The organism is Paraburkholderia sp. SIMBA_053 (assembly GCF_046534895.1).
GTDB classification, from domain to species: Bacteria; Pseudomonadota; Gammaproteobacteria; order Burkholderiales; family Burkholderiaceae; genus Paraburkholderia; species Paraburkholderia caledonica.
The window spans coordinates 1-361 of the sequence record NZ_JAWRXU010000225.1 but is presented as its reverse complement, the minus strand read 5'-3'; the positions used below and the strand labels follow the sequence as shown (position 1 = coordinate 361).

Genomic DNA, 361 nt, shown 5'->3' with positions numbered 1-361 from the left:
TATCCGGCGGTATCGCCTACGGAGTTGGGCAAAGAGAAATTTCCTTTTCTCTCGTTTCTTTCCCAGTCGTCATCAAACTATTTGACCCATTCTCCGGTGATGCTGCCAACTTACTGATTTAGTGTATGATGGTGTTTTTGAGGTGCTCCAGTGGCTTCTGTTTCTATCAGCTGTCCCTCCTGTTCAGCTACTGACGGGGTGGTGCGTAACGGCAAAAGCACCGCCGGACATCAGCGCTATCTCTGCTCTCACTGCCGTAAAACATGGCAACTGCAGTTCACTTACACCGCTTCTCAACCCGGTACGCACCAGAAAATCATTGATATGGCCATGAATGGCGTTGGATGCCGGGCAACAGCCC

At 50.7% G+C, this 361-nt stretch carries 1 protein-coding gene; it reads left to right on the top strand.

All coding sequences use genetic code 11. The features are described 5' to 3' along the window. Positions 1-150 precede the first annotated feature (150 nt). A partial coding sequence (locus SB753_RS35375) for an IS1 family transposase (RefSeq protein WP_001408908.1) occupies positions 151-361 on the top strand: 211 nt, incomplete at its 3' end.